General features: G+C 54.7%; 27 protein-coding genes. 10 read left to right on the top strand and 17 right to left on the bottom strand.

Going from position 1 to position 22917, the window contains the following annotated elements; genetic code table 11:
- Positions 1–89 precede the first annotated feature (89 nt).
- The 3 genes from AVO41_RS03635 to AVO41_RS03625 all read left to right on the top strand — a co-directional run bounded on the left by AVO41_RS03635 (position 90) and on the right by AVO41_RS03625 (position 3119).
- A complete protein-coding gene (locus AVO41_RS03635) occupies positions 90–905 on the top strand; it encodes an inner membrane protein YpjD (RefSeq protein WP_068582685.1) in 816 nt (271 codons plus the stop codon).
- Between the two features lie 125 nt (positions 906–1030).
- The gene (locus AVO41_RS03630; RefSeq protein ID WP_162838986.1) at positions 1031–2308 is read left to right on the top strand and encodes an HlyC/CorC family transporter; all 1278 of its coding nucleotides are present in this window, start codon (positions 1031–1033) and stop codon (positions 2306–2308) included.
- Position 2309: 1 nt separating this feature from the next.
- Positions 2310–3119, top strand: coding sequence for an inositol monophosphatase (locus AVO41_RS03625; protein ID WP_068582680.1), 810 nt, complete (start codon positions 2310–2312; stop codon positions 3117–3119).
- A 29-nt stretch (positions 3120–3148) separates the two neighbouring features.
- Here AVO41_RS03625 and radA read toward each other — a convergent pair whose 3' ends face one another.
- The 17 genes from radA to AVO41_RS03540 form a co-directional block, all read right to left on the bottom strand.
- Complete coding sequence (radA, locus tag AVO41_RS03620; RefSeq protein ID WP_068582677.1) at positions 3149–4516, bottom strand: DNA repair protein RadA; 1368 nt, start codon at positions 4514–4516, stop codon at positions 3149–3151.
- A gap of 54 nt (positions 4517–4570) precedes the next feature.
- Positions 4571–5227 (bottom strand): cytochrome c1, encoded by a 657-nt coding sequence (locus AVO41_RS03615; protein ID WP_068582672.1) that lies wholly within the window; start codon positions 5225–5227, stop codon positions 4571–4573.
- Positions 5228–6460 (bottom strand): cytochrome bc complex cytochrome b subunit, encoded by a 1233-nt coding sequence (locus tag AVO41_RS03610; RefSeq protein ID WP_068582669.1) that lies wholly within the window; start codon positions 6458–6460, stop codon positions 5228–5230. It lies immediately after the preceding gene.
- The gene (petA, locus tag AVO41_RS03605) at positions 6460–7041 is read right to left on the bottom strand and encodes a ubiquinol-cytochrome c reductase iron-sulfur subunit (protein WP_235584644.1); all 582 of its coding nucleotides are present in this window, start codon (positions 7039–7041) and stop codon (positions 6460–6462) included. The genes AVO41_RS03610 and petA overlap by 1 nt, the downstream gene beginning before the upstream one ends.
- 271 nt (positions 7042–7312) lie before the next feature.
- The gene (locus AVO41_RS03600) at positions 7313–8053 is read right to left on the bottom strand and encodes a Nif3-like dinuclear metal center hexameric protein (RefSeq protein ID WP_068582663.1); all 741 of its coding nucleotides are present in this window, start codon (positions 8051–8053) and stop codon (positions 7313–7315) included.
- Between the two features lie 65 nt (positions 8054–8118).
- Entirely contained in the window at positions 8119–9417 is a 1299-nt protein-coding gene (gene hisD / locus AVO41_RS03595) for a histidinol dehydrogenase (protein ID WP_068582660.1), read from the bottom strand.
- A gap of 21 nt (positions 9418–9438) precedes the next feature.
- Positions 9439–10080 carry an ATP phosphoribosyltransferase gene (hisG, locus tag AVO41_RS03590; RefSeq protein ID WP_068582657.1) on the bottom strand — a complete coding sequence of 214 codons (642 nt, stop codon included), beginning with the start codon at positions 10078–10080 and terminating at the stop codon, positions 9439–9441.
- 29 nt (positions 10081–10109) lie between these two features.
- Positions 10110–11366 carry a UDP-N-acetylglucosamine 1-carboxyvinyltransferase gene (murA, locus tag AVO41_RS03585; RefSeq protein WP_068582653.1) on the bottom strand — a complete coding sequence of 419 codons (1257 nt, stop codon included), beginning with the start codon at positions 11364–11366 and terminating at the stop codon, positions 10110–10112.
- A gap of 9 nt (positions 11367–11375) precedes the next feature.
- Entirely contained in the window at positions 11376–11597 is a 222-nt protein-coding gene (locus AVO41_RS03580; protein ID WP_068582650.1) for a BolA family protein, read from the bottom strand.
- A gap of 22 nt (positions 11598–11619) precedes the next feature.
- Entirely contained in the window at positions 11620–12390 is a 771-nt protein-coding gene (locus tag AVO41_RS03575) for an ABC transporter permease (protein WP_201022830.1), read from the bottom strand.
- Positions 12387–13316 (bottom strand): ABC transporter ATP-binding protein, encoded by a 930-nt coding sequence (locus AVO41_RS03570; RefSeq protein WP_068582646.1) that lies wholly within the window; start codon positions 13314–13316, stop codon positions 12387–12389. Before AVO41_RS03570 ends, AVO41_RS03575 begins: the two co-directional genes overlap by 4 nt.
- A gap of 77 nt (positions 13317–13393) precedes the next feature.
- Positions 13394–13705, bottom strand: coding sequence for an STAS domain-containing protein (locus AVO41_RS03565; protein WP_068582643.1), 312 nt, complete (start codon positions 13703–13705; stop codon positions 13394–13396).
- Positions 13702–14349 (bottom strand): phospholipid-binding protein MlaC, encoded by a 648-nt coding sequence (locus AVO41_RS03560; protein WP_068582639.1) that lies wholly within the window; start codon positions 14347–14349, stop codon positions 13702–13704. Before AVO41_RS03560 ends, AVO41_RS03565 begins: the two co-directional genes overlap by 4 nt.
- A gap of 3 nt (positions 14350–14352) precedes the next feature.
- The gene (gene mlaD / locus AVO41_RS03555; RefSeq protein WP_068582636.1) at positions 14353–14820 is read right to left on the bottom strand and encodes an outer membrane lipid asymmetry maintenance protein MlaD; all 468 of its coding nucleotides are present in this window, start codon (positions 14818–14820) and stop codon (positions 14353–14355) included.
- 78 nt (positions 14821–14898) lie between these two features.
- Positions 14899–15684 carry a lipid asymmetry maintenance ABC transporter permease subunit MlaE gene (mlaE, locus tag AVO41_RS03550; RefSeq protein WP_068582632.1) on the bottom strand — a complete coding sequence of 262 codons (786 nt, stop codon included), beginning with the start codon at positions 15682–15684 and terminating at the stop codon, positions 14899–14901.
- Positions 15681–16481 (bottom strand): ATP-binding cassette domain-containing protein, encoded by an 801-nt coding sequence (locus AVO41_RS03545; protein WP_068582629.1) that lies wholly within the window; start codon positions 16479–16481, stop codon positions 15681–15683. The genes mlaE and AVO41_RS03545 overlap by 4 nt, the downstream gene beginning before the upstream one ends.
- Before the next feature lie 41 nt (positions 16482–16522).
- Positions 16523–17188, bottom strand: coding sequence for a hypothetical protein (locus AVO41_RS03540; RefSeq protein WP_068582626.1), 666 nt, complete (start codon positions 17186–17188; stop codon positions 16523–16525).
- 249 nt (positions 17189–17437) lie between these two features.
- On the opposite strand from AVO41_RS03540, the gene AVO41_RS03535 reads away from it, so the two are divergent.
- The 7 genes from AVO41_RS03535 (at position 17438) to mgtE (ending at position 22891) form a co-directional block, all read left to right on the top strand.
- Positions 17438–18427 carry a calcium/sodium antiporter gene (locus tag AVO41_RS03535; RefSeq protein ID WP_068582623.1) on the top strand — a complete coding sequence of 330 codons (990 nt, stop codon included), beginning with the start codon at positions 17438–17440 and terminating at the stop codon, positions 18425–18427.
- A 12-nt stretch (positions 18428–18439) separates the two neighbouring features.
- A complete protein-coding gene (kdsC, locus tag AVO41_RS03530) occupies positions 18440–18967 on the top strand; it encodes a 3-deoxy-manno-octulosonate-8-phosphatase KdsC (RefSeq protein ID WP_068582620.1) in 528 nt (175 codons plus the stop codon).
- Positions 18968–19032: 65 nt separating this feature from the next.
- Complete coding sequence (gene lptC, locus AVO41_RS03525; protein ID WP_068582617.1) at positions 19033–19680, top strand: LPS export ABC transporter periplasmic protein LptC; 648 nt, start codon at positions 19033–19035, stop codon at positions 19678–19680.
- Entirely contained in the window at positions 19677–20228 is a 552-nt protein-coding gene (lptA, locus tag AVO41_RS03520) for a lipopolysaccharide transport periplasmic protein LptA (protein ID WP_068582614.1), read from the top strand. Before lptC ends, lptA begins: the two co-directional genes overlap by 4 nt.
- 1 nt (position 20229) lies before the next feature.
- Positions 20230–20952: an LPS export ABC transporter ATP-binding protein gene (lptB, locus tag AVO41_RS03515; protein WP_068582611.1), complete on the top strand. Its 723-nt coding sequence runs from the start codon at positions 20230–20232 to the stop codon at positions 20950–20952.
- Between the two features lie 112 nt (positions 20953–21064).
- Positions 21065–21406 carry a ribosome hibernation-promoting factor, HPF/YfiA family gene (gene hpf / locus AVO41_RS03510; protein ID WP_068582608.1) on the top strand — a complete coding sequence of 114 codons (342 nt, stop codon included), beginning with the start codon at positions 21065–21067 and terminating at the stop codon, positions 21404–21406.
- A gap of 126 nt (positions 21407–21532) precedes the next feature.
- Entirely contained in the window at positions 21533–22891 is a 1359-nt protein-coding gene (mgtE, locus tag AVO41_RS03505; RefSeq protein ID WP_068582605.1) for a magnesium transporter, read from the top strand.
- The last annotated feature ends 26 nt before the right edge of the window (positions 22892–22917 follow it).

The raw sequence follows: 22917 nt of genomic DNA, 5'->3' as shown, positions 1-22917 counted from the left end.
TGCTGAATTTTTTCGCTATTATACGGGTTTCACCGCCAAAGTGCGATGCGCATCCGGGCCGACGCCCCGGAATTCGATGGAGATTTTGCATGATGCTGACCAGTGTGCTGGCCCTGATGGCAAGCCTACTTTATCTGTATGCCACCTTGACCATCTGGCGGCGTTTTCGCGCCGACCAGAAATGCGAAGACCACTGCGAATGCCGCAACCGCTTTTTCTGGCTGGTCTGTCTGGGCCTGGTGTTTCATTTTCTCTCCTTTGCGCCGGCCCTGACCGATGGCAACTGGCTCTATTTCAATTTGAGCATCGGCCTGTCATTGATCAGCTGGGTGGCTCTGGCGATTTTGCTGGTGACCAACATCAACAAGCCTACCGAAAATCTTGGCATTTTCATTCTGCCGATAGGCGCGGTCACGGCCCTTTTGCCACTGGTTCAAACGGATACCATTCCCTTGCCGATTGAACTGGGCAGCCATGTGCTGATCTCAATCATCGCTTACAGCATTATGGGCCTGGCCACCGCTCAGGCTGTGCTCTACGCCCTGCAGGAGAAACGCTTTCAAAAACGCCAACTCAACACACTGTTTAAAAGCCTGCCCCCTCTGCAGGTGATGGAAAAAGTGTTGATGCAATTGGTATTAATCGGGTTTGTGTTTGTCAGTTTTGCCTTGCTCAGCGGCGTTTTTTTTCTTGAAGACATTTTTGCTCAGCATCTGGTTCACAAAACCTTCTTCGCATTGCTGGCCTGGGCGGCGTATCTGTTGTTGCTGATTGGTCATCACCGCATGGGCTGGCGCGGCCAAAAAGCGGCCACCTACACCATTTGGGCGTATGTGCTGCTCGTGGTCAGCTACATCGGGACCCAACTGATCCTGCAGTCCCTGGGGCTGCTGCCGGCCAGCTGAGAAGGCCAATTTCATCTCGTGCCATCGCCGCTCAATGAAATGCAAATTTCATTGGATCAGTGGCTGACACTTTCCCATGGAATCACTTATAATGCTTTTTACATTCACAACCCCGTTGCACCATTTTGAATAGTCTCCCACTGTCCGTTTTATTTGCCATCCTCGCTTTGATGCTGGTGCTCTCTGCCATGTTCTCCAGTTCTGAAACCGGCATGATGGCGCTGAACAAATACCGCCTGCGCCACAAGGCCAAACAAGGCCACAAAGGAGCGCTTAAGGCCCAGAAACTCCTGGAAACCCCGGACAAACTGCTGGGCGTCATCCTTCTGGGCAATAATTTCGTCAACATTTTTGCTTCATCCATTGCCACCATCATCGCCATGCGCCTGATTGGCGAGGCGGGCATCGCTTTGGCCGCAGGGATATTGACACTGCTGGTTCTGGTTTTTTCAGAAGTTGCGCCCAAAACCCTGGCCGCGCTTTATCCCGAAAAAATTGCCTATCCGGCCGCGTTTATACTCTCTCCGTTGCTAAAACTGTTCTCCCCCTTGGTGTGGATGGTCAACTTTTTTGCCAATGGGTTTCTGCGTCTTTTCGGGGTCAATGTCAAAAGAGAAAACAGTGATCATCATGCACTCAGCCATGAAGAATTGCAGACGCTGATTAACGAAGCCACGGGGCGCCTGCCCAAGCAGTATCGCACCATGCTGACCGGCATCATGCAGCTGGAAGACATCACGGTCGAAGACGTCATGATCCCCAAACAGGACATTTATGGCGTGGACGTCAACGAACCGATTGACGCGGTCATCAAACGCATCATCAAGTCGCCTTTCTCCCGCCTGCCGGTCTATCGCGACAACATTGATCAGGAATTGCTCGGCGTGGTCAACCTACGCAAACTGACCCCGCTTTTGCCCAAAAAAGAACTGACTCTGAAAGACATCATCAAAGCGACCCGTCCGGCGTATTTCATTCCTGAAACCACCACACTGAATGTGCAGCTGTCCAACTTCAATCAACACAAGCGTCACATGGCGATGATTGTGGATGAATATGGCAACTTGCAGGGTCTGCTGACCTTGAGCGATCTGCTTGAAGAGATTGTGGGCAAATTCAGCACCGACGTGCAAAACAAAACCTTTACTCAGGTGCACCTCAATCATGACGGGTCCATGACGCTGGATGCGTCGGAATTCATTCGCGACCTCAACAAAACTTATCATTTTACCCTGCCCACAGACGGCCCCAAAACCCTCAACGGTTTGATTCAAGAAGAACTGGAAACCATCCCTCCGGTCGGCACCTGCATCAAACTGGATCAGTATGTTCTGGAAGTGACCGATATCTCCAGCCATGCCATTGAGAAAGTGCGTCTGACGCAATACCAGCCGGAGGATTAATATGTTCCACCCGTTTGCCCTGACTCAAAACTGGAAAGCACTGAAAGACGGGGTGCGTCAGATTGCACAGGAAGAAGTCCTGACCCGTTTTAAGCAGGTGGATTTCACACGAAAGGAAGACGGCTCATTGCTGACCGAAGCCGACACCGCCATGCAAAACGCCTGCCAGGCCTTTTTGCATGACAACTGGCCAGAGTTTCGTTTTCTGGGTGAGGAATCCACCGAAGCCGAACAGATTGAAGCCCTGGGTGACAAAAGAGGCTGCTGGATTCTGGATCCGGTCGATGGTACCAGTAATTTTGCCAGCCACCTGCCGGTCTATAGCATCTCCCTGGCACTGGTGGTCAATGGCGACATTGTGCTGGGAATGGTGTATGACCCGGATCGCGACGAATTATTCGCCGCACGCAAAGAATTGGGCGCGGAACTCAATGACCGCCCACTGAACGCCCTGAGCCCGCATGATCAGCTTAATCGCTGCATCAGCCTGGTGGATTTCAAACGCCTACCGGCTCAAATGGCCACCTCGCTGGCATTAAACGCACCCTATGCCTCGCAACGCAGCATCGGCTCGGTCGCGCTGGACTGGTGCTGGATCGCCGCCGGGCGGGCGCAAGTGTATGTGCATGGCGCCCAGAACATCTGGGATTACGCCGCCGGCTGGCTGATTCTCAACGAAGCAGGCGGTCAGAGTGCGACCCTCGACCAAGAGGCGGTGATGCAGCCTCGGGTGGTCAAGCGCTCCGCCGTGGCCGCCACAACCGCTTCTCTGTTCACGCAATGGCAGGACTGGCTTCAGCGCAACGTTTAAGATTTGACCAGGCCTGGCAAAAAAACACCTTAAAGTTTGCTTAGTGCCTCCTGCAGGCTGGTCACACCTTCGATTTTCATCCCGGCAATGCCGCCTTTGGGCACATTGGCCTGAGGCACAATGGCTTGGGTAAACCCATGTTTGGCCGCTTCCAGCAATCGTTCCTGCCCACTGTTGACCGGTCGAATTTCACCCGAGAGCCCCACTTCACCAAACACAATCAACGACTGTGGCAGCACTTGGTTTTTCAGACTCGACACAATCGCCACAAGCAACGCGAGATCGGCGCTGGTTTCAGCCACCTTGACCCCACCGACCACATTGGCGTACACGTCCTGATCACTGGCCTGCACTCCAGCATGACGATGCAACACAGCCAGCAACATGGCCAACCGATTGCCATCCAGCCCCACAGTCACCCGTCGGGGCGCACCAAATGGCGATTCGTCCACCAGGGCCTGCAGCTCGACCAACAGAGGGCGAGATCCCTCCCAGATCACCATCACCACTGACCCGGCGGCCACGTCATCTCCGCGGGACAGAAAAATCGCCGACGGGTTTTTGATCTGTTTCATCCCTTTGTCGGTCATGGCAAACACGCCCAGCTCGTTAACCGCGCCGAAGCGGTTTTTCATGGCCCGCAGCGTGCGAAATCGGCTGTCTGACTGCCCTTCCAGAAACAAAACAGCATCGACAATGTGCTCCAGCACGCGTGGGCCGGCCACTTCACCCGACTTGGTGACATGCCCGACCAGAAAAATCATAATGTTGTTCTGCTTGGCAAAGCGGGTTAAAAACGCAGCGCTTTCACGCACCTGTGACACACCGCCGGCGGCGGCACTGATGTCGGCCAACTGCATGGTCTGAATCGAGTCGATCACCATCATTGCCGGCTTTTCATCGCTGGCAGACTGTGTGATCGCTTCCACATCGGTTTCAGTCAGCAATCGAAGTTTGTCATTGGGCAACTGCATGCGTTTCGCGCGCATCGCAACCTGCTGCAAAGATTCTTCCCCGGTCACATACAACACTTTCTCCCGGGCGCTGAAACCACAGGAAACCTGCAGCAAAAGCGACGATTTACCCACACCGGGATCCCCACCGACCAGCACCACCGAGCCCGGAACCATGCCACCGCCCAACACCCGGTTAAGCTCGTTAATCCCGGTGTCCATTCGGGGCACTTCACTCAGGTCCACCTGATCCATGGTCTGTACGGTCTGACTGGTCAGCCCGGTATAACCACCCGGTTTGGCGGGCGTTTTGTTGGCACCGGCTCCAAGCCTCACTTCTTTGAGCGTGTTCCACTGGCCACAGGCCGTGCACTGACCTTGCCACTGCGCAAAGTCGGCGCCGCAGTCCGTGCACACATAAGCGGTTTTCACTTTTTTCGCCATGGACGGTCTCCCAAAAACAAAAAACCCGCCGAAGCGGGTCGATAAAGACGATGGTCAGTGTTTGATATCGCGCCAATACTCTTTTTTGAGCAAATAGGTTACGACAATCAACAGCAGCAGGAACAGCATCACCTTCCAGCCCAGATCGAGGCGTTGCAACTTGGCAGGCTCGCCGGTGTACTCGAGGAAATTACTGATGTCGCGTGCGGCCTGAGCAAAGGCTTCTTCGCTGCCATGGCGCTCCATGCTTTCGAGCACATGGGGCATGGCCGTCCCTTCCAACAACCGATTATCCCAGCTCTTGGTTTCCGGGTCATATTCATACCCGCGCAGGAAGCTGTAAATGTAATCGGTGCCTTTCAAGCGAGCCATCAGAGACAAGTCCGGCACTTTGGTACCGAACACGTTCATGGCCACGCCATCGGGCATGCGAGTCATGACATGATCCACTGGACGGTCCTGCCCGTAACTCATCACCTCGACCACTTCTTCATTGGTCCAGCCCAGATCGGCCGCGATGCGGTTGTAGCGCATGTACTTGACCGAGTGGCAGGCCATACAGTGGTCGGTAAACAAGGCGGCACCCCGCTTAAGCGAGTCAAGGTCCTGAATGTCATTATTGGCCGATTCCAGTGGCAGGGACGGCCCGGCCGCCCGCAAGGACAAAGGCATCAGCAAGACGCAGATCGTCAACCATTGCAATACTTTCATCTATGTCACCCTCTCTGGAACCGGCTTGGTTTTCTCTGTCGCCGATGTAAACGGCAGTATGATAAAGAACAGGAAGTAGGTTGCGGTAAAGATACGCGCCAGTTTGGTCAACTCCGGTGACGCCGGCTGCGTGCCCAACCATCCCAGCACCACAAAGCTGATCAGGAAGATGGTCAGCAACACTTTGTACGACAGACCGCGATAACGGATTGAGCGCACTTTACAGCGGTCCAGCCATGGCATGGCAAACAGCACCGCTATGGCCGCGCCCATCGCCAGAACCCCCAGGAACTTGTCCGGAATCGCCCGCAATACCGCATAGAACGGTGTGAAATACCACACCGGTGCGATGTGATCCGGCGTTTTCAACGGGTTGGCCGGTTCAAAGTTGGGCGGCTCAATGAAGAAGCCCCCTCCCGTTGGCATGTAAAACACCACAAAAGCGAAAAAGAGCATGAACACGGCCGCACCAAAGGAATCTTTCACCGTGTAATACGGATGGAACGGAATCCCGTCTTTGGGCAGCCCCTGCGCGTCTTTCAGTTTCTTGATTTCAACGCCATCCGGGTTGTTGGAGCCGACTTTGTGCAAAGCCACAATGTGCATGAACACCAGGATCAGCAACACCAACGGCAACGCAATCACATGCAGCGCAAAAAAGCGGTTCAAGGTCGCATCGGAGATAATGAAGTCACCTCGGATCCAGGTCGCCAGATCCGGCCCCACCACAGGGATGGCACCGAACAGGGAAATGATGACCTGCGCGCCCCAGTATGACATCTGCCCCCAGGGCAGCATGTACCCCATGAAGGCTTCGGCCATCAGCACCACAAAGATCAGCATGCCCAGCAACCAGACCAGTTCACGCGGTTCTTTGTAGGACCCATACAACAAGGCCCGGGTCATGTGCAGGTAAATCACGATGAAAAAGGCCGAGGCCCCGGTCGAATGCATATAGCGGATCAACCAACCCCATTCCACATCACGCATGATGTATTCAACAGAACTGAAGGCTTCGGCCGCGCTGGGCTTGTAACTCATGGTCAGCCAGATCCCGGTGACAAACTGGTTGACCAGCACCAGCAGCGCCAAAGAACCGAAGAAATACCAGAAGTTAAAGTTTTTGGGCGCATAGTATTGCGCCACATGCTCATTCCAGGTACTGACCAGTGGATAACGGGCATCCAGCCAGGCGAGCAAGGAATTCTGTTTCGTTTGCTGCGTTGATGCCATCAGGCCACTCCTCCTTCTTCCGGGTCTTCACCAATGCGAATGACCTGCGCACTTTTGTAATGATAAGGCGGAATTTCAAGGTTGGTCGGTGCCGGCACACCCTGATACACGCGACCGGCCAAATCAAAGCTTGAGCCATGGCAAGGACAGAAGAATCCACCCTGCCAGTTTTCGGCCATGTCAGGGGAATCCACGGCGGGGCGATAAAGCGGTGCACACCCCAGATGGGTACACACCCCGACCACCACCAGGAATTCCTGTTTGATCGAACGAGTCGGGTTCTGACAATATTCGGGCTGTTCCGACACCAGTGAGTTCGGGTCGCGTAACCGATCGTCCAGATCGCCCAGACGCTCAATCATTTCAGGCGTTCGTCGCACCACCCAGACCGGCTTGCCACGCCAGGAAACCGTCACCATCTGGCCGGGTTGAATTTTACTGATGTTAAGCTCTACAGGAGCCCCTGCTGCACGGGCTTTTTCACTGGGCTGCCAGGAACTGACAAACGGCACCGCGGCAAAGGTCGCCCCTGTGGCCCCAATCACACCGGTCGCTGCAGTCAGCACCTTGCGGCGTGTCATCGAAGTCTTTGGTTGATCTTGGTTTGACGACATCGAGCTTTCCTCTTTAACCGAATCGCATCCGCAGTCGCTTGATGCATACGTTGCTATGCCACCTGAAGTCAAAAAGACACTCAGATGGCGCGAATCAAGATTTTTGATTTTAGCAGAGGCCATCAGCCCCTACATAAATATCTATTTATGCCCTAAAAAAATTTATTTATAAACAAAATTAATGTCTTTCATAAATAAAACTTAAAGCCTTAATAATGGATTGACACAGAGAGCACCGTTAGACCGGATTCGGTACATCCACAAAGGATACGTCCAATCCGAATTTATCCGCCAAATGCCGACCCAGCGCCTGAACCCCCAGGGTCTCGGTCGCATGGTGACCGGCGGCCAGATAATGAATGCCGCTTTCACGCGCCTGATGCGTGGTCTGCTCCGACACCTCGCCACTGATGTAGACATCCGCCCCCCAGTCAATCGCTTGCTGCATCATCCCCTGCGCGCCACCACTGCACCAGGCAACGGTTTCTACCTGCGCTGGCCCTCCGGGAAGATGCAAAGGCGAGCGGTTCAAACTGGTGCCCACCTGTTCGACCCACTGTTCGATCGACACCGCTTCCGGCAATCGACCCAGGCGAACCAATCCCGGTTCGGGCGTAATATCTTTTAACCCCCACAGGGTACCGAGACACGCATTATTCCCAACCTCCGGGTGCGCATCCAGCGGCAGATGATAGCCCAACAGGTTGATGTCATGTTGCAACAAACTGGCGATGCGTTGGCGTTTCATGCCGACAATCGCCTGCGGCTCGTTCTTCCAGAAATAGCCATGGTGCACCAGAATGGCATCGGCCTTGCGCTCAATCGCCGCATCCACCAATGCCTGGCAGGCGGTGACGCCTGTGACCAGCGTCTGAACCGTTTTGCGCCCTTCCACCTGAAGCCCGTTGGGGGCATAATCCTTAAACTCAGAAACAGACAGGTAATTATTTAGATAGGTTTCCAGCGCTTGAATGTCCATGGCTCCCCCTTGCGGTTGGTTCCAAATTAACCAGGCCTGGTCAAATCCAGGCCCGATGAATGCATTTATTTCAAGCGATACCGGGCCGAGCGAGCATGGGCCTGCAAGCCTTCCCCATCGGCCAGCTCAGCGGCGTACTCACCCAGTGTCTGGCTGCCTTCCGGCGAGCACATAATCAGACTGGATCGTTTCTGAAAGTCATAGACACCCAAAGGCGAGGAGAAACGCGCGGTGCGCGAGGTCGGCAAAACATGGTTGGGACCGGCACAATAGTCACCCAGTGCTTCGGCCGTGTAGCGACCCATAAAAATCGCCCCCGCATGACGAATGCTTGGCAGCATCGCCTGCGGATCGGCCACCGACAACTCCAGATGTTCCGGGGCCACATAATTGATCACCTCACAGCCTTGCGCTTCGTTCTCCACCACGATAATCGCCCCGCGCGTCTCAAGTGCTTTTCGGATAATCGCTTCTCGCGGCATCTCACCGACCAGCTTTTGAATGCTTTGCTCGACTTTCTGGGCAAAATCGGCATCCGGGGTCACCAGAATCGATTGCGCATCCTCATCGTGTTCGGCCTGAGAGAACAGATCCATGGCGATCCAGTCGGCATCCGTCTGCCCATCGCAATACACCAGAATCTCAGACGGCCCGGCAATCATATCAATGCCCACCGTGCCGAATACTTCACGCTTGGCAGTCGCCACGAAAATATTACCCGGCCCCACAATCTTATCCACCTGAGGCACAGTTTCCGTTCCATAAGCCAGAGCCGCCACGGCCTGAGCCCCACCAAGCGTGAACACCCGGTCGACCTCGCAGATCGCCGCCGCTGCCAACACCATGTCGTTGACTTCCCCATCCGGGGTCGGAACCACCATGATCAATTGCTCGACCCCGGCGACTTTCGCCGGCACGGCGTTCATCACCACCGAAGACGGGTAGGCTGCCTTGCCGCCTGGCACGTAAAGCCCGACTTTATCAAGCGGCGTGACCTGTTGGCCCAGCAAGGTGCCATTGTCTTCGGTATAAGACCAGGAGGTCCCGACCTGCCGTTCATGATACTGGCGCACGCGCTGGGCTGAAAACTCCAACGCCTCACGCTGCTTGGCCGGAATACGTGCCAGAGCGGCTTTCAGTTCACTCGCTGGGATTTCAAGCTCCGCGGCGTCCTGCAGCGACAACCGATCAAACTTTTCGGTGTATTGCAGCAGCGCCTGATCGCCTTGCTGACGAACGGCTTTGAGCACATCACGCACCACCTCATTGACCGACGCATCCGAGACGCCCTCCCAGTCCAGCAACTGGTCCAGTCTTTGATAAAAATCCGGGGCATTGGCAGAAAGGGTTTCAATCTTCAACATAATCAACTCACTAATAGGTTGTCAGGAAGCGGCCGCATCCACGGCTGACTTAAACTGTTTCACAATGGCATCAATCTGGGCAAACTTGGTCTTATAAGCATGCTCATTCACAATCAACCGGGAACTGATGTCGGCAATGTGCTCTTCCGGCTTCAGGTGATTGGCCCGCAACGTATTCCCGGTGTCGACCAGATCAACGATTTTATCTGCCAGATCAATCAGCGGCGCAATCTCCATGGAGCCATAGAGCTTGATCAGATCCACCTGCTCACCTTTCTGAGCGTAATAAGCCGTGGCCGACTGAATGTACTTGGTGGCAATTTTCAGACGGTGGCCGGTCGGTTTCGGCGTTTCCGGCCCGGCAACCATCAGCTTACAGGTCGCAATCTGAAGATCCAGCAATTCATTGATGTTGTCTGTGGGCGCCTCCATCAACACGTCCTTACCGGCCACGCCCAGATCGGCCGCCCCATGCGCCACATAGGTCGGCGCATCGGTGGCTCTGACGATCAGCAAACGAATGTGATCGTGATTGGTGGGGATAATCAGTTTTCGCGATTTGGACGGATCCTCTGCTGGCTCAATGCCTGCGGCTTTGAGTAAGGGCAAGGTATCCTTGTAGATGCGTCCTTTGGACAAAGCAATGGTTAACGGGTCTGCCATAGATCGACCTTTGTACTTGGTGTTCGTGTTTAACTGGCGCGGTAAATGTGAGCGCCCAGTTTATGAAATTTCTCTTCAATGAGTTCGTAACCGCGATCAATGTGGTAAATCCGGCTGACTTCGGTCCGGCCCTGGGCGACCAGACCGGCCAGAATCAAACTCGCCGACGCACGCAAATCGGTCGCCATGACCGGCGCCCCAACCAGTGCTTCCACGCCTTTGATGTGCGCACTGTTGCCTTCGACCGTAATGTCAGCGCCCATACGAATCAGTTCGGACACATGCATAAAGCGGTTTTCAAAGATGGTTTCTTCCACTTTGGACGATCCTTCGGCCAACGCATTCATCACCACAAACTGTGCCTGCATGTCCGTTGGAAACGCCGGATAGGGGTGGGTCACAATGTCCACCGGCAACAGTTTACGCCCACGCATGTCCAGGCGAATCCAGTCATCTCCGACGACCAACTCAGCCCCGGCAGCCCGGAATCGCTCGAGCACGGCCTCGAGATGTTCGGGCACCACATGGGTCACGGTCAGGCAACTTTGCGTCACGGCCGCCGCGGCCAGGTACGTACCCGCTTCAATTCGATCCGGAATCACACTGTAGTCCACCCCTTGCAGACGCTCGACCCCTTCTATGATCAGTGTATCCGTATCAATGCCTCGAATGCGTGCGCCCATCTTGTTAAGAAAGTGGGCCAGATCCGACACTTCCGGTTCTTTGGCCGCATTGCGCAACACGGTGGTGCCTTCGGCCAGCACCGCCGCCATCATCAGGTTTTCCGTCCCGGTCACGGTCACCGGGTCCATATGAATGTCCGCACCCTGTAAACGTCCGGCACGTGCCACAATGTAACCTTGGGTGACATCAATCTCCGCGCCCATTTTGCGCATGCCGTCGAGATGGATATTGACCGGCCGCGACCCGATGGCACAGCCGCCCGGCAAGGACACCCGCGCCTCACCATAGCGCGCCAGCAAAGGCCCCATGGCCAGAATCGAAGCGCGCATGGTTTTCACCAGCTCATAGGGCGCTTCTTTGGTCTCAATACTCGAGGCATCGATTTCAATGTCCAATGTTTCATCAAATGTAACCCCAACGCCCATGGTGGCCAGCAACTGAATGGTGGTGGTCACATCTTTCAAGTGTGGCACATTCGACAGCGTCACCGGCGACTCTGCCAGCAAACACCCCATTAGTATGGGCAGCGCCGCGTTTTTGGCGCCGGAAATTCGAACCGACCCCGACAAGCTGCAGGGGCCATCAATCAATAATTTATCCATGCGCACTCATTAGCCGGGGGTCTTGGTTTTGATCGACAGCGCATGCAGACGTCCATCGGCCAGTTCGTCTTTAAAAATATCATTCACCATGCGGTGACATTGAAGCGGTTTTTTGCCTTCAAACTGTCCGCTGGTGACCTCCACCGCAAAATTACAGTCCTCACCGCTGGTAACCACTTGCGCGTCCGGCAAAACCGCCTGAATCCGCTCACGAATTTTTTCTGGTGACATAAGGCCCCCTTGGTTGGCAAAATCAGTCGCGTATTTTAACGCCTTTGTACAATAAAATCAGATTAATCACCGTGACAATCAAAAAGAAGACCAGCGTCACAAGCAAACTCAAACCGGGGGAGACGTCCGAGGCATTAAAAAACCCATAGCGAAAACCGTCCACCATGTAGAAAAACGGATTGAAATGAGACGCAGCTTCCCAGAAACCGGGCAAGGCCTGAATCGAATAAAACACACCGCTGAGAAACGTCAGCGGAATAATGATGAAATTCTGAAACGCGGCCAGATGGTCAAACTTGTCCGACACAATCCCGGCAATCATCCCCACAGCCCCCATCACGGCGGCACTCAACACGGCAAACAGCAACACCCAGGCCGGCGACTGCCAGGTCAGATCAAACCCGATCCAGCCCACCAGCAGCACGCCAATGCCAACGGCCAAGCCGCGAATGATCGAGGCGCCCACAAACGCCAGATAAAACCCAAGTGGCGAGACCGGGCTGAGCAGCACAAACGTCAGATTGCCATGCATCTTCGATTGAATCAGGCTGGATGAGGTATTGGCAAAGGCGTTTTGCAGAATGGTCATCATCACCAGTCCCGGGATCAGAAACTGACTGTAATCCAGACCGGAAAACACCTCCATTCGCGTGTCGATCACCTGACCGAAAATCAACAGATACAGCAATGACGCCACCACGGGCGCAAACACTGTCTGCACCGCCACGGAATAAAAACGGCGAACCTCTTTCACAAACAGCGACCAGCCGCCTAACCAAGACAACGGAATCATTGCGCCTCCCCCGTCAAATCCAAAAACACCTCTTCGAGCGTGGCATCCCGACTGTTAATATCCTGCACCGATACCTGACTCTGACCCAACCAATCCAACACCTCATTGATGGCAATGTCTTTTTCCAGGCGCAACAGAAAGCCGTTGGCGTCCTGCTCTTCCAATCGCGACTGCAAGGGCGCGACCAAGGCGTCCGACGCCACCGGCGCCATGGTTTTGACGCGCAGATAGCGGTATTGATGGCGACACAACAGAGCGTCCGTGGTTTCAAGCGCTTTGAGTTCGCCGCCTTTCATAATCGCCACATCCTCACACAACGCTTCGGCCTCTTCCAGATAATGCGTCGTCAGGATAATGGTATGCCCCTGCCGATGCAGCGACTTGGTAAAATCCCAGAGCGTTTTGCGCAAATCCACATCCACGCCCGCTGTGGGCTCATCCAGCACCACAACCTGAGGCTTGTGCACCAGCGCCATGGCAATCAGAACGCGCCGCTTCATCCCCCCGGACAGCTCGTGGGTCAGGGCATCTGATTTGTCCTTGAGCGCCAGACGCTCTAACAGATAGTCAATCCAGCGATTCTGAGCGGCCCCGCGCAGGGCAAAATAGCCGCTTTGAATATCGAGCAACTCACGAATGGAGAAAAACGGATCGGCGATCAGCTCCTGCGGCACCACCCCGACCAGGCGCCGGGCTTCGCGGTAATTCTTGATCACATCCTGTCCCTGAATCGACACCTGGCCGTCGGTCGGGCGCACCAATCCTGACATGCAATTAATCAGGGTGGATTTGCCGGCCCCGTTTGGGCCCAGCAAACCAAAAAAACATCCCGGGCGCACATCAAAACTGACGCCCTTTAAGGCCGACAAGTCGCCATAGCTTTTTTGAACATTTTGAAATGACACAGCGGGAAACGGTGTGCTCATAAATCTTTTATCATCCTTGTGTTTTACTCAAACCACCAGGCCTGGCGGTTTTTGCATGCGTTTTTACGAGGCGCCCCTCAAGCGGGAGGCGCCCAGTTTAAGACGTCCTGCAGATCATACAGACTCACCAGATCCTGAGCTTGCTCAGGCAGGCCCACCACGGTCACCGGGGATGTTTGCTGCGATTGAAGATAGAGCAGTAATGACAAACAACTCGAATCCAGCGAGGTGACCTGAGACAAATCCACCTGATCAATGGGTTCCAAAGGGGTTTTGAGCATCTGTTGATAGATCTGAGTCACGGCCTCAGCTTCAATCTGACCGGACAGACGCAAACACGACTGCTCGAACACTGCCGCAGTTTCATGTGACAGATTCACCGTCTTCACGCGGCCGCCTCGCTTTGTTCCGCCAGCGCTTCCTGATTTTTTGACTCCAACTCGTTGATCACACGCGCCACCCCTTTGCTGGCAAACTCGGAGCCATAGGTTTTGCGGTAATTGAGCAGTAAACTCACGCCTTCCACCGTCATATCGTACAGCAGCCAACGCTGCTTGGTGTCACTGTAATACGCCCGGTAATCCACGCGGGAAGCATTGCCATCGGCCTGCAACACCTCACTCTGAATTGATGCACGCCCCGGGCGCTCTTCAGTGATGCGTGTCACTTTAACCGAATCAATTTCCAGCTTGAGGAGGCTCTTGGAATAGGAACGCAACAACATGGTTTTAAACGCCTCGGCAAACGCTTCCTGCTGTGTTTCGGACGCCAGTTTCCAATAGCGCCCCATCACATAGCGTGCCATGCGGAACGTATCCACATAAGGCAGAACGTATTCCTCAGCAAAGGCTTTGACGGCCTGAGGATTGCCCTCATACCGGGTGCGATTCTGGTTCAGTTCCGCCACCACTTTTTCCGACACCGACTGCACCATTGCACCCGCCTCATCCGCTTGCGTGGACGCCATGGCCTGAGACAGGCACAGCGTCCAACCAAACAAAGCAGTCGTCAAACCGGTTACCCATTTATTCATCGCCTACTCCCCACTGTCTGCAAATTTGGTCAGAAACTGGCCGATCAGATCTTCAAGCACAATCGCCGACTGCACCAGCTCAATGCGATCCCCCTCTTTCAGAAACAGATCATCGGCCCCCACGTTCAATCCGATGTACTGATCCCCCAGCAACCCCGAGGTCAGGATGGAAGCCGACGTATCAATCGGCAACTGATCAAAATCGTCGTAAATCGACATCGAGACCTTGGCAAAGTAGGTGTCCGGGTCGACTTTAATCTCATTCACCCGACCAATCACCACGCCACTGAGTTTCACCGGGGCCCGCTCTTTTAAGCCACCGATGTTATCAAACAGGGCATGGACCTGATAACTGCTGCGCTCCTGAAGCCCTTGAAAATTGCTGACTTTGAACGCCACCACGGCTAGCGCAATGATTCCCATCAGCACAAACATCCCCACCCAGATTTCAATCCATTGTTTACGCGTCATGATCCGCTTTCCTTTTGATCCAAACTCGTTCATTGTTATCGCTCACGCCATGCCAAGCGTGCCACACCAAGCGTTTGACTAAAACATCACCGCCGTCAACACAAAGTCCAGCGCCAAAATACCCAAGGACGACTGAACCACCGTCCGGGTCGTCGCCCCACTGACGCCTTCCGAGGTCGGCACCGCATCTTCCCCCTGAAACAGGGCAATCACCGCAATCAACACGCCAAACGCCACCGACTTGATGATGCCGTTGACGGCGTCTTCACGCCAATCCACCGACGCATGCATCTGCGACCAGAAAGCGCCTTCGTCCACGCCGAGCCATCCAACGGCAACCATGTAACCGCCCAGAATCCCCATGGCAATGAACATTAGTGAAAGCAATGGCATCACAATCAGCGTCGCGCTAAAGCGCGGGGCAAACACAAACTTACGCGGATCAACCGCCATCATCTCCAGTGCTGAAAGCTGTTCGGTCGACTTCATCAGGCCGATCTCAGCGGTCATGGCAGACCCTGCCCGACCGGCAAACAGCAGGGCCGCGACCACCGGCCCCAGTTCACGTAGCAACGACAAGGCCGTCATGGTTCCCACCGCCTCCTCAGAGTTGAAATCAACCAGCACGTTATAGCCCTGCAGGCTCAACACCATGCCCACAAACAAACCGGCCGTCAAAATAATGGGCAGGGACAACACACCGGTGAAGTACACCTGTTTGATCAGCAATTCCAAACGATAAACCGAATACGGCAATGCCGGCAAAAGGTGCAAAAGGAACAAGCCTGCTCGCCCCCATTGCGCCAGAATACCCAGCGTCTGGCGACCAATATGCCCCAATGCATTCAATACAGGCTGTTTCATGAGGCCTCCGTTTTCAGGTCATCACCAAATGCCGCGACCGGGTAATGATACGGCACCGGTCCATCGGGCAGGCCTTTTAAAAATTGCTGAACCTGGGGGGATTCACTTTGATACAACGACTCCGAATCCCCTTCGGCCACCACCTGACCATTGGCAATCACACAGGCAAAATCGGCAATGGAAAGGACTTCCGCCACATCGTGCGACACCACGACACTCGACAGCTTCAGACTGTCGTTGAGCTTTTTGATCAGAGAAATAAGCACGCCCATGGTAATCGGGTCCTGACCGACAAAAGGCTCATCATAGAAAATCATACTCGGGTCCATGGCAATGGCCCGGGCCAGTGCCACACGTCGCGCCATCCCGCCGGACAATTCCGAAGCCTTCAAATTTCGGGCGCCGCGCAAGCCGACCGCCTGGAGCTTCATCAACACCAAAGGGCGAATCAACACTTCAGGCAGATCGGTGTGTTCACGCAGAGGAAACGCCACATTGTCGAACACATTCAAATCGGTCAGCAAAGCACCACTTTGAAACAGCATGCCCATTTGCGAACGCAAGTCATACAGCTTGCGCCGACTCATCCGGTGCACCAATTCGCCATTGACCTTGATGGTGCCCGAGTCGGGTGAGAGCTGCCCGGCAATTAACTTGAGCAAGGTGGTCTTCCCCGTCCCGCTTGGCCCCATAATCGCGGTAATCTTGCCCGCCGGCACGTCCAGACTCAGACCGTCAAAGATCTTGCGCCCGGCGCGTGAAAAGGTCAAATCCCGAATTTCAATCAATGCCGACATGCTTTATCCTCTCGAGTATTCATGGCGTGGCGTGATGGGCATTATCTTAACCTCAACACATCCGCCATGACTTTCAACGCCCTGAGCGTCTGCGCCGAGACCTGCGCTCCGGTCACGCAAGGAACGGGAGACGCCTGCCAGCCCTCGGGCAGACTGGCGGCAAACGTCTGCAGCCAACCGGCCTGTTGTTTTGGATCATCGGGCAAGTTGGGCCAATACCCCAGCGGCGCGCCAATCAAGTGCATGCCGCTCACCGTCCAATCCCAGTCGGAACCGGCCAAAAACGCCTGCCAATGCTGCTTGGCCGTTTCAACATTTTCAGACTCGGGCACCGCCAACGTGATCGAAACCGATTTCGGCAATTGAGACAACCACTGCGCCTGCGGCGCTCGACACAACAAATGCAGCGACGAAAACCCCGGCTGCTTGGCAAGAAGCTGGATCGCCGCCATGGCCTCATCACTTGGGGTTTCAACCTCAAGCACCCAAACAAAGGCCTCATCTGCCAGACTTTCTTCAACCATGGCCAGCCAGTCCGAATCACAAGGTTCCCACGTTGACTGACTCACCAACAGACAATCAAAAAACGAACTGTAAAAATCCAGACGCCAGTCTTCAGGCATGTCCGAAGGGTAAAAATCCACCCAGCCCGAACCGGGTGATTTGCCCATGACTTGATGCCAGCCCTGTGTGCCAAATGTCAACATTTTTGGGACGTCCTCATAAACATCGTTTATTTCAATTGCGAAAAATTATATAATCGGGGTCTTTGGTGGCGGCACGATGGCAAAACGTCACGTCAACCGCCTCTTCAATCGCCAAAATCGGCAACCGAATGTAAGGCACGCCCATCCGGCTTGCACATACACTTTACAACATTGTAACAGTCTGAACGTGGCTTGGCACCCGACAGGGTTTCCAAGTACGTAAAACGCAGATTTTAACCGAGTTGCTTTATGACCACAGCACTTATTTTACCGTCCCTCCTTCTGCTCATCGGCCTGATCCTTCTGGTCTGGAGCTCGGATCAATTCATCGAAGGCGCTGCGAGCACAGCCATTCATTTGAACATTTCCCCCCTGGTGATCGGGATTGTGGTTTTGGGCTTTGGCACATCGGCCCCGGAAATTTTTGTATCGATACTCGCCTCGCTTGATGACAGTCCCGGACTGGCCATCGGCAACGTAGTCGGCTCCAACATTGCCAACATCGGCCTGGTGCTGGGTGTCACCGCGCTGGTCGCACCCATTGCCATCAAGTCTTCCTTGTTGCGCCGTGAATTTCCGATTTTGCTGATCATTTCATTGCTCGGCATCGTACTCATGCTCGATCGCGATCTGGACATGACCGATGGCATTATTCTGCTTGGGCTTTTGTTTGTTGTGCTGTTCTGGATGATCCGCGCCAACAAACAGGTCTCACCGGACGACCCACTGACGGAAGAAACTCAGCATGAACTCGACGACATCCCCAAAATGTCTTTAAAGAAGGCATTGCTGGTTTTACTGCTGGGCCTGATTGTGCTCATGACCAGCGCTAAAATGATGGTCTGGGGCGCGGTCGAGATCGCAGAGATTTTTCAGGTGCCCGACGTCGTCATCGGCCTGACCATTATCGCCATCGGCACCAGCTTGCCTGAACTCGCCGCCGCCATTTCTGCGGCTCTCAAAGGCGAGTCCGATCTGATGATCGGCAACATTCTCGGCTCCAACCTGTTCAATTTGCTGGCGGTCATGTCCATGCCGGCCTTGCTCGCGCCTTCACTGATCGAAAACAACACGCTTCTTCACGACTATCCTATTATGCTCGCCTTAACCCTGGCCATGTTGATGGTTGCCCTCCCAAGGAAAGGCAAGGCCGAGATCACCAAAATTGAAGGCGGGTTATTGCTGGCCAGTTTCATAGGCTATATGATATTTCTTTATTTCCGGACGGTTTCCGGATAAACGGGGAAACGCATGGCCAACGACATCGCAAAAAAAGCGCAATCCATTCGCCTGTTGATTCTGGACGTTGACGGTGTCCTGTCAGACAACAAACTGATTTACGGCGACGACGGACAGGAATACAAAGCCTTTTTCACGCGCGACGGGCATGGCATGGTCATGTTGCAGAAAAGCGGCATAGACATCGCCATCATTACCGGACGGCGCTCACCGCTGACCGAAAAGCGCATGCAGGACCTCAAAGTCAAACACCTCTATCAGGGCGTTCCCGACAAGCTGCCCACCTTTCTCAAACTGGTGGAAGAACTGGGCCTGACGCTGGAACAGATTGCCTACGTCGGCGATGATATTCTGGATCTACCCTTGCTTACCCGCGTCGGCCTGGCCGTCTCACCCGCCGACGCCGACCCGGAAGTGCGCTCGCGCGTGGATTACATCTCTCGTTACAACGGCGGCCAAGGGTGCGTGCGTGAAGTGTGTGAATTGCTGATGAAAGCCCAGGGGCTGTGGCAGGCGCAAATGGACTTCTACCTTCGCTGAAAACTTTGTTACCATTTAAGCCACACTCTCAATCCGCCCGATTCACCACTAACCGGAACCTGTGAATGCTGCGTCGTCTGTCTTTGACATTGTTGTTGGCTCTGCCTTTTCTGGCCTGGGTATTGTGGCAAGTGCCGGACACAGACGCACCCAGCCAAAGCGCGCCTTCGGTGGATGCCACCTATCAATGGCAAGCCTATGGCACACGCCTCTGGTACAACCAACACGACGCAAATACAACCACCCGAACCGCGCTTTACGCTCAACGCGTGACTTACCTTGATCGAGCGCAACAAAGCGACCTGACCCAACCGATTCTGCTTCGCCAGTCGGGTGAGCGCTTACTGATCAGCCAAAGCCTTTTCGGCCAAACCCAGGGCGAAGACCAACTGACCCTGACGCAGGACGTTCGCATTGCTCAGTTCCGTCCTTCAGACAATCCATCAAACCAGGCCTGGTCAAAATGGCGTCAACTCGAAACGCAAGTGTTGCACTACACCCCCGCTGACGACCACGCTCAGAGTCCGGTAACGACCCGAATGTATACGCCTCAATCTTTCACCCGGTCCCAACGATTTGAACTTGACCTGACAACCCAGCAATTGCATTTGCGTGATCAGGTACTGACCCGGCACTGGCCAAAGCTGGACCAGGTCCCTGCCTTGCACCGCCAGCGCTTTGACTCATTACCCCCGAGAGCCCCCCAATCATGACACACCGATTATTGACTGCCATCCTGCTATTCTGGTTCAGCGGGCCCTTTCTCGCCCAGGCGGAAACCGCCTTGCCGGACGAATCGCAACCGATCACAGTGGAAGCGGACGAACTGATCAGCCAGGACCAGACGGGCGAGAGCGTCTATACCGGCCATGTCACCATGGTTCAGGGCAGCACCCGGGTCAGCGGAGACCAGGCCACCGTTTTCCACCCCGAACGCGAGCTGGAAAAGACCATCGTCACCGGCCAGCCCGCGCATTTTCGACGCTTTCTGCCTGAACAGCAGGCCTGGATGGAAGGCCATGCTGACAAGATCACCTACAGTGCACGCGAACGCACGGTTTTGCTTGAGGGCAACGCTTACGTCAAGCAGGCAGAAAAAAACAGCATTGAAGGTCAGAAAATCTTTTACGATCTGAAGGCCCAGACCGTAAAAGCCTATCGATCCGAGACCGAACAGGTTCAGGTGATTTTTGATCCGGCCACAGAAGACGAATCCCCTGCGGCCGAAAAACCCACCCCCCCAACCGAGACCACACCCTGACATGGCTCACTTTTACGCCCGAAATCTCGCCAAAAGCTATAAAAAGCGTCCGGTGGTCACCTCTGTCGACCTGGATGTTCACAGCGCGGAAGTGGTCGGATTGCTCGGCCCCAATGGGGCCGGCAAGACGACCACCTTTTACATGATGACCGGATTGGTCCGCAACGACGCCGGCGAGATTTGGCTGGATGAGCGCGAACTCAGCCCTCTAAGCATTGACCAGCGTGCCCGGCTGGGCATCGGGTATTTGCCGCAGGAAGCCTCGGTCTTTCGACGCCTGAGTGTCCGCGACAACATTCTGGCCATTCTGGAAATGCGCCCCGAACTGACCAAGCAGACACGCGAATCCCTTTATCAGACACTGGTGGACGACTTGCAGATCGGTCACATCACAAGCCAGCTGGGGCAATCCCTGTCTGGCGGAGAACGTCGCCGAGTTGAAATCGCCCGTGCCCTGGCCATGGAACCGGCATTCATTCTTCTGGATGAACCCTTTGCCGGGGTGGATCCCATTTCAGTCAAAGACATCCAGGGCATCATCCGCCAACTCAAAGCACGCGACATCGGCGTGCTGATCACGGATCACAATGTGCGCGAAACACTGGGGGTTTGTGACCGCGCCTACATTCTCCACGACGGCCACATACTGGCGCATGGCAATGCCGAAGAAGTTCTGTCCAACCCCGAGGTGCGTGACGTTTATTTGGGCCATGATTTCCAGTAAACCGCCCCGCGAATAAGCGCGCGACGGATTGAATCGGCCGCCGACCGCTATGCTATAATGAAATCAAAAACGCCGGACCACGGCGTGCAACCACGACGAAAAGGAGTCATGTATGCAAATCAATCTGACCGGCCACCACGTTGAGATCACCGACGCTCTGCGCGACTATGTCACCGAAAAAATGCAGAAACTCACCCGCCATTTTGACCATGTGACCAATACGCATGTGATTTTGACGGTTGAAAAACAAAACCAGAAGGCCGAAGCCACGGTGCATGTTTCAGGCAAAGACCTGTTTGCCGAACACACCACCGATGACATGTATGCTTCCATTGATGCTTTGGTTGACAAACTGGACCGCCAGATCATCAAACACAAAGAAAAAATCAGCAGCCACCACAAAAAGACCGGTGGCGCCCGTCAGATGTCGGCCGACCAGGCGGAAGAAGCTTGATTCGATGCTGACTGCCCCCGAAAAAGCGCCGCTTGGCGCTTTTTTTATGCCCGAATAGCGGCTTGTCATGGCCTCGTCATGCCATTGAGGTAAAATAACCAAATACGTTTTCAACCGGTCCGCATCATGAGCAAAGTGCATTACCATCACGACAAGCTGGCCATCGCCGAACAACTGCAACAGGCGGTTTCGGAACAGAACCACGACTACATCGAACAGCTGTTACTGAGTCTGGTCCCCGAAGAAATCGCCGAAACGCTGGAAGCCACACCGCCCAAAGAACGCCCCGGGCTATGGCATTACCTCCCGGCTGAGATTCGCGGTCCCGTCCTGGGGCACACCAATGATGAAGTCCGTGCCAGCCTGCTCAAGCTGCTCACACGCGACGAAATCATCGCGCTGACCGAATCGCTGGAAACCGATGACATCGCTGACATCCTGCAGAGCCTGCCGGAGTCGGACAAACATGATCTGATCGATGCGCTGCCGGGACCAGCCAGAGACGCCGTCATCACTGCCCTGTCGTATCCGGAAAACACCGCGGGCGGCCTGATGTCAACCGACTACATATCGGTGCGCTCGGACGTCACGCTGGAAGTGGTTTTGCGCCTGTTGCGAAAAATTGGCACGCTACCCAACGACATGGTGGACCTGATTGTGCGCGACCGTCATGGCAAATACGAAGGCACGCTGCGACTGAACGATCTGCTGACACACGACGAGGACACTTTGGTCGCAGACCTGGTGGACAAAAGCCGGTTTGCAATCAATGCCCTCATGCCAGACAAGGAAGTCGCCAGTATTTTTGAAAAAAACGACTTGATTTCCATTGCTGTGATCGATGAACGGGATTATGTGCTCGGGCGCATTACCATCGATGACGTGGTCGACATCATTCGGGAAGAAGCCGACCGCACCACCATGGCCAGCGCCGGCCTGGACGAGGAAGAAGACCTCTTTGCCCCGCCTTTGATTTCCGCAAGACGCCGCTCTTTCTGGCTGGGCATCAATCTGCTCACCGCCATTTTTGCGTCCATTGTGATCGGTGTGTTTGAAGCCACGATTGAAGAAATTGTCGCGCTGGCCATCCTGATGCCCATTGTCGCCAGTATGGGCGGCATCGCTGGCACTCAGACGGCTACCATCGTTATCCGCGCCTTGGCAACCGGAAAATTAGGCAGTCGGAATCGACGCAGTCTGATATGGAAGGAAACATCCGTGGGTGGGTTCAATGGTTTGTTTTGGGCAACCCTGACCGGCTTGACCGCCGGGATCTGGTTTCAGGACCCGGTGCTTGGGTTGATTTTTGCCGCCGCAATGCTCATCAACCTCACTGCAGCGTCCCTGGCAGGCGCACTGATTCCACTGATTTTACAGAAAATGAAAATTGATCCAGCCCTCGCCTCCGGGCTGATGTTGACCACGGTCACGGATTCATTGGGGTTTTTCGTGTTTCTGGGACTGGCCACGGTGATCTTGATCTAACCGTCTGTCTAAAGACGGTCTAAGGA

This window comes from Thiomicrospira sp. WB1 (assembly GCF_001507535.1).
Lineage (GTDB): Bacteria > Pseudomonadota > Gammaproteobacteria > Thiomicrospirales > Thiomicrospiraceae > Hydrogenovibrio.
Note: the sequence above shows the minus strand (reverse complement) of the source record. Positions and strands in the feature narration are given on the sequence as shown.

Excerpts from the sequence above, each read along its gene's own strand:
- murA (WP_068582653.1), bottom strand. The coding sequence starts at position 11,366 with ATGGATAAATTATTGATTGATGGCCCCTGCAGCTTGTCGGGGTCGGTT.
- hpf (WP_068582608.1), top strand. The coding sequence starts at position 21,065 with ATGCAAATCAATCTGACCGGCCACCACGTTGAGATCACCGACGCTCTG.
- mlaE (WP_068582632.1), bottom strand. The coding sequence starts at position 15,684 with ATGAAACAGCCTGTATTGAATGCATTGGGGCATATTGGTCGCCAGACG.
- AVO41_RS03545 (WP_068582629.1), bottom strand. The coding sequence starts at position 16,481 with ATGTCGGCATTGATTGAAATTCGGGATTTGACCTTTTCACGCGCCGGG.
- AVO41_RS03575 (WP_201022830.1), bottom strand. The coding sequence starts at position 12,390 with ATGATTCCGTTGTCTTGGTTAGGCGGCTGGTCGCTGTTTGTGAAAGAG.
- AVO41_RS03570 (WP_068582646.1), bottom strand. The coding sequence starts at position 13,316 with ATGAGCACACCGTTTCCCGCTGTGTCATTTCAAAATGTTCAAAAAAGC.
- AVO41_RS03625 (WP_068582680.1), top strand. The coding sequence starts at position 2,310 with ATGTTCCACCCGTTTGCCCTGACTCAAAACTGGAAAGCACTGAAAGAC.
- mgtE (WP_068582605.1), top strand. The coding sequence starts at position 21,533 with ATGAGCAAAGTGCATTACCATCACGACAAGCTGGCCATCGCCGAACAA.
- AVO41_RS03535 (WP_068582623.1), top strand. The coding sequence starts at position 17,438 with ATGACCACAGCACTTATTTTACCGTCCCTCCTTCTGCTCATCGGCCTG.
- mlaD (WP_068582636.1), bottom strand. The coding sequence starts at position 14,820 with ATGACGCGTAAACAATGGATTGAAATCTGGGTGGGGATGTTTGTGCTG.
- AVO41_RS03635 (WP_068582685.1), top strand. The coding sequence starts at position 90 with ATGATGCTGACCAGTGTGCTGGCCCTGATGGCAAGCCTACTTTATCTG.
- AVO41_RS03580 (WP_068582650.1), bottom strand. The coding sequence starts at position 11,597 with ATGTCACCAGAAAAAATTCGTGAGCGGATTCAGGCGGTTTTGCCGGAC.
- AVO41_RS03560 (WP_068582639.1), bottom strand. The coding sequence starts at position 14,349 with ATGAATAAATGGGTAACCGGTTTGACGACTGCTTTGTTTGGTTGGACG.
- lptB (WP_068582611.1), top strand. The coding sequence starts at position 20,230 with ATGGCTCACTTTTACGCCCGAAATCTCGCCAAAAGCTATAAAAAGCGT.
- kdsC (WP_068582620.1), top strand. The coding sequence starts at position 18,440 with ATGGCCAACGACATCGCAAAAAAAGCGCAATCCATTCGCCTGTTGATT.
- AVO41_RS03540 (WP_068582626.1), bottom strand. The coding sequence starts at position 17,188 with ATGTTGACATTTGGCACACAGGGCTGGCATCAAGTCATGGGCAAATCA.
- radA (WP_068582677.1), bottom strand. The coding sequence starts at position 4,516 with ATGGCGAAAAAAGTGAAAACCGCTTATGTGTGCACGGACTGCGGCGCC.
- AVO41_RS03600 (WP_068582663.1), bottom strand. The coding sequence starts at position 8,053 with ATGGACATTCAAGCGCTGGAAACCTATCTAAATAATTACCTGTCTGTT.
- lptC (WP_068582617.1), top strand. The coding sequence starts at position 19,033 with ATGCTGCGTCGTCTGTCTTTGACATTGTTGTTGGCTCTGCCTTTTCTG.
- lptA (WP_068582614.1), top strand. The coding sequence starts at position 19,677 with ATGACACACCGATTATTGACTGCCATCCTGCTATTCTGGTTCAGCGGG.
- hisD (WP_068582660.1), bottom strand. The coding sequence starts at position 9,417 with ATGTTGAAGATTGAAACCCTTTCTGCCAATGCCCCGGATTTTTATCAA.
- petA (WP_235584644.1), bottom strand. The coding sequence starts at position 7,041 with ATGACACGCCGCAAGGTGCTGACTGCAGCGACCGGTGTGATTGGGGCC.
- AVO41_RS03610 (WP_068582669.1), bottom strand. The coding sequence starts at position 6,460 with ATGGCATCAACGCAGCAAACGAAACAGAATTCCTTGCTCGCCTGGCTG.
- hisG (WP_068582657.1), bottom strand. The coding sequence starts at position 10,080 with ATGGCAGACCCGTTAACCATTGCTTTGTCCAAAGGACGCATCTACAAG.
- AVO41_RS03615 (WP_068582672.1), bottom strand. The coding sequence starts at position 5,227 with ATGAAAGTATTGCAATGGTTGACGATCTGCGTCTTGCTGATGCCTTTG.